This is a genomic window from Streptomyces aureus, from assembly GCF_001418135.1.
In the GTDB taxonomy this organism is placed as follows: domain Bacteria; phylum Actinomycetota; class Actinomycetes; order Streptomycetales; family Streptomycetaceae; genus Streptomyces; species Streptomyces aureus_A.
In genome coordinates this window covers 1-4,347 of record NZ_LIPQ01000613.1, presented here as the reverse complement: position 1 = coordinate 4,347, position 4,347 = coordinate 1, and the positions used below count along the sequence as shown (strand labels likewise).

Genomic DNA, 4,347 nt, shown 5'->3' with positions numbered 1-4,347 from the left:
TCCCTCAAGAATAAGGCGAGTTGAGGTAAAAGCCCAGGTCAGGCGGGGTGGCCGGAAGGGTTGGATGGCCGTCGAGGGGCGCTGGGGGCGGCGGGGCGGCCCTTCGCGGGGCGGGTCCGTCCGCGGGGCCCCTCGTGCCCGCCCAGCCCCGGGAAGGGGCCTTCCGGGGCGTCGCCGGGGCGGGTTTCCGCAGGGAATCAGGCCCGCTGCGCAGCCATGGTCCGAGCCGGATTGAACGGGTTCGAAAATGGCGTCACGTCGTTCCCCGCCTCTGCTACTGTCGGCCTGCTTGCGCGGGGGACGAGCGGCGAGACCATGAGACCCCTTCCCCGCGCCGTATGCCCTGGGGAGGGACTTCTACGTGATCAGCCCGTTGGATCGACGGCCGCGCCGTCGTGCGCTCGGCCGCATCGCACTCATCGTCAGCCTCGCGGTGACGGCCGGCGTCGGCACCGCCGTGGGGGCGGCGGCCGACACGCCCGGCGCGGCCGGCGACGCCGTCGTCGTCAGCCCGGGCGCACGCTTCGTGCCCCGTGCCACCATCGTCCTGAACGCGGGGGAGACCGGCTTCCTGACCGCGCAGGAGGGCGACGACCGGCTGCGCTGGATCGACTACGCGACCGGTGCGACCACCGTCCTCGACCACCGTCTGCCGAAGCCGCTCTCCTACGACGTCGACGAGTTCCGCTTCACCGAGTACCCGGCGGACTTCGGGCACGGCTCCGACACCGTCGCGGTCCACTCCGAGAGCCCGACCCCGCACGTGACGCTCCAGCAGCGGGCCGGCGGCGGCGCGACGACCACCGTCGCGATCCCGGAAGGGCAGACCTACGTCGGCACGTACGGCGACACCGTCATCACCCGGACCGGCACCGAGAACGCCGTCACCAGCCTGCACCTGCTCCACCCGGAGGCCGGTGGTGTCAGGGAGCAGAAGCTGGAGGGGCTGCCGGAGGGCTGGAACCTCCTGGTCAGCGAGGGCGACGCGCGGTCGATCGCCATCCGTGGCATCAAGTGGGTGGACTCCACGATGAGCCAGGGATGGTGGGTCGTCGACCTGGCGAGCGGGAAGCTCAAGACGCTGTCCACCCACGGCGAGAGCGTGTCCTTCGACAGGGACACGGTCCTCCACGTCGGCGCCCCGTCCTCCAGCGAGGCGCAGGTGTACCGCCGGGACGACCTGGACGCCGCCCCGACCACCCTCGACCTGCGGGACGTCGCCTCGTACAACGACGTCGTCCGCAGGCTCGGCGACACGCTGGTCACGGTGAGCCCGCCCAACCCGGGCAACGACGAGTACCGGGGAAACCGCCTCGCGCAGTACGTTCCGAACGGCGGGGACACGTCCCTGCTCGACGTCGCCTCCACGTCCCTCAGCCGGACGCCCGACGGCTCGCTCCTGGTGGCCGGTGCGGAGCAGCGCACCGACTACGGCGCCCTCGACTGGGGGTACTACCGCTTCACGGCGGCCGCCGACGGCACCGTGACGCGCAAGCGCCTCGCGGACATCGAGGACATGGAGGCCAAGCCCGCGGGCATCTCCCTCGGCAGCGGCATCCTGACCACGGGCGACGACTCGAAGCTGTACCAGCCGGGCGGCATCATCGGCGGATACCGGAGCACCTGGCTGAAGACCTCCGGGCGCCCCGACGAGCTGCGCTCCACCACCGACGGTTTCGTCACGGGCTGGGACGACGACTGCAGCCCCACGTGGCGCGTCTACTGCGTCTCCATGTTCGCGAGCGGTGACGGTCACCACGGGCGCAGGGCGGGCACCGAGCAGGGTCTGACCATGCTCTACCGGAACGGCTCCGGCACCTGGGGCCCGAGGCTGACGACGGGGCTCAGCAGCCCGAGGCTCGTCGACCTGTCCGGCCGGTACGGGGTCGTGAACGAGGCCTCGGGAGGATCCCAGGCGATCGTCGAGTTCCGCGGCACCGACTCCGGAGCCGTACTCCAGAAGCGCGAGCCGGTGGCGTCGGCCCTCTGGGGCAACACGCTCTGGAGCGCCACGAAGGGCTCGAACACCGTCACCTCCAAGGTCCTTCCGGCGGGAACCGCGGGCGAGTCGTTCACGACGACCAACACCTGCGAGCCCATCGACCTCCAGGCCGTGGGCCGCTGGGTGTACTGGAAGTGCCAGGACGAATCGTGGGACGTCCGCGGCGGCGGCCTGTACGACCGGTCCACCAAGCGCTTCGTGGGTCTCGGTTCGGACGACGTGCTCCTCGGCGACGACTACCTCGTCTCCCGCTCGGACAGTGCGGGTCTCACCCTGGTCGACCTGCACAACGGGCTTCCCGCCAGTGGCAGGGTCGCCGACCTGCCGCAGCGCGTGGTGGCGACCTCCGCCCAGCTTGGCGCGAACACCACCCGCCGCGCCGGCTGGACCGTCGACCGCTTCGGCGGACACGTCGCCCACACCGGTGCCGACCGTCGCGTGCGGATCGTCCCGTCCGGCGTCCCGGCCTCCCGGATCGCTGTCATCGACAAGGACGTGGCGGCGTCCGTCGACGTCAGGGTCGCTGCCTGGAAGCCCCGCTGGTGGCTGTCCAAGCCGGCCGTCTCCTGGTCGCTGGCGCTCAGGAACAAGGCGACCGGGAAGGTCGTGCGGACCGTGACCGGCGGCGAGGCGCGAGGCATCGTCGCGCCCGTCTGGGACGGCAAGGACGCGGCCGGGAAGTTCGTCGCCAACGGGGCCCACACGTGGACGCTGACGGCGAAGCCCGCCGACGGACAGGGCGCGGACCTCGCCCTCTCCGGCGCGGTCCACGTGACGGGTGCGGCCGCGGTGCGGCGTGACCTCGCCGGGGACGACGGCTTCGGTGATCTGCTGGTGATGGACACGGCCGGGCTCGTGTCGATGTACCGGGGTACGGGCACGGGCGCGCTGTCGGCACGGATCGCCGGTACGGGGACGAAGTTCGCGACGTCGTCGGTGTTCGTCCCGACGGGCGACCTGAACGCGGACCGGTGCGCGGACGTCTACGCCCGCGTCGGCGACCAGCTGCGCGCCTACCGCCCCGGGTGCGGGAAGACCCTCTCCGCCTCCTCGCCGTACACGCTGGTCGGTTCGGGCTGGGGTCAGTACGACGTGCTGACGTCTCCGGGCGACGTGAACGGCGACGGGTACGCGGACCTGGTGGCGCGCCAGGCGTCGACCGGCGACATGTACTTCTACGCCGGCACGGCCGACCACCGGGTCAAGACCCGCGTGAAGATCGGCTCCAACTGGAAGCTGTACAAGAAGATCGTCGGCGCCGGTGACCTGAACGGCGACGGCCGCGGCGACCTCCTCGCCGTGGACGCGGCGGGCGTGCTCTGGCGGTACTACGGCACCGCGACCGGCGGCAGCGCCGCGCGCGTGAAGCTCGGCGGCGGCTGGGGCGGCTACTCGTCCATGGTCGGGGTCGGCGACCTCTCGGGCGACGGCCGGGCGGACCTCGTCGCCCGTGACACCGCCGGCAAGCTGTGGCGGTACAGCGGCACCGGGACCGGCGCGTACGGCACCCGGGCGCTGATCGGTTCGAGCGGCTGGAACGGCTTCAAGGGTCTGTACTGACGCTCGCGCACCCTTCGCACCCCGAGGGCCCGGCCGTCGAGGCCGGGCCCTCGGGCGTTCGCGCGGCGACCCCGGAGGCGCGGAGGAAAGGCGCCAATCTGGCAGATGCCCCGGGCTTGCGCCGGGCCGAAAGCCCTCCGGTGCGAACCATTCCGTATCGGTACGGACCGGATGTTCGTGTCACACGGTGCTGTCCGGTACGTGCCGCGCACGATTGGCCGGACTCCTCCGTTGCCCACAAGTCGGGCTACCGCTAGTGCCATTGGCGGCCCGGCCCCCACTCCCCATCATCGTCCGGGGTGCGCCGCACCAGCCATCGGTGAGGCCTTCGGGGAGGCAACGACCGTGCAGACGACCGACGTCCCGGCGGTGGGGAACGGGTGACCGTCTTCACCGGTCACCGCCTCGCCCGGCTCATCGCCGACCGCACCGGGCAGCCCGCCCTCGCGCACGACGCCGACGTCGTCGGCCGTGTGCTGCCGTTCAGGGTCGGCTCCCACGCCGCCGACCGACTCATCGACTGGTCGCGCGCCCCCGCCGACCCCCTCTACCGGCTCCTCGTGCCCCACCGCGACCTGCTCGCCCCCGCGGACTTCGCCGCCGTCGAGCAGACCCTGCGGGACGGCGACCGGGACCGGCTGGGGCTCGTCGTCGCCGGCCTGCGCGAACGGCTCGACCCGCACCCGGCCGGGCGGGACACCGAGACCGTCCGGCACGCCTACCCGGGCACCCTGCTCGTCCTCCCCGACCGGCGTCGCACCTGCCCCGCCCCCTGCGCGTCCTGC

Annotated in this window: 1 protein-coding gene and 1 pseudogene; both read left to right on the top strand. The window is 72.5% G+C overall.

What is annotated here, in order from left to right:
- Positions 1 to 361 precede the first annotated feature (361 nt).
- Complete coding sequence (locus tag AOK00_RS35085) at positions 362 to 3,562, top strand: FG-GAP-like repeat-containing protein (RefSeq protein WP_254047623.1); 3,201 nt, start codon at positions 362 to 364, stop codon at positions 3,560 to 3,562.
- Between the two features lie 380 nt (positions 3,563 to 3,942).
- Positions 3,943 to 4,347, top strand: a pseudogene (locus AOK00_RS35080) (lysine 2,3-aminomutase); the annotation flags it as partial.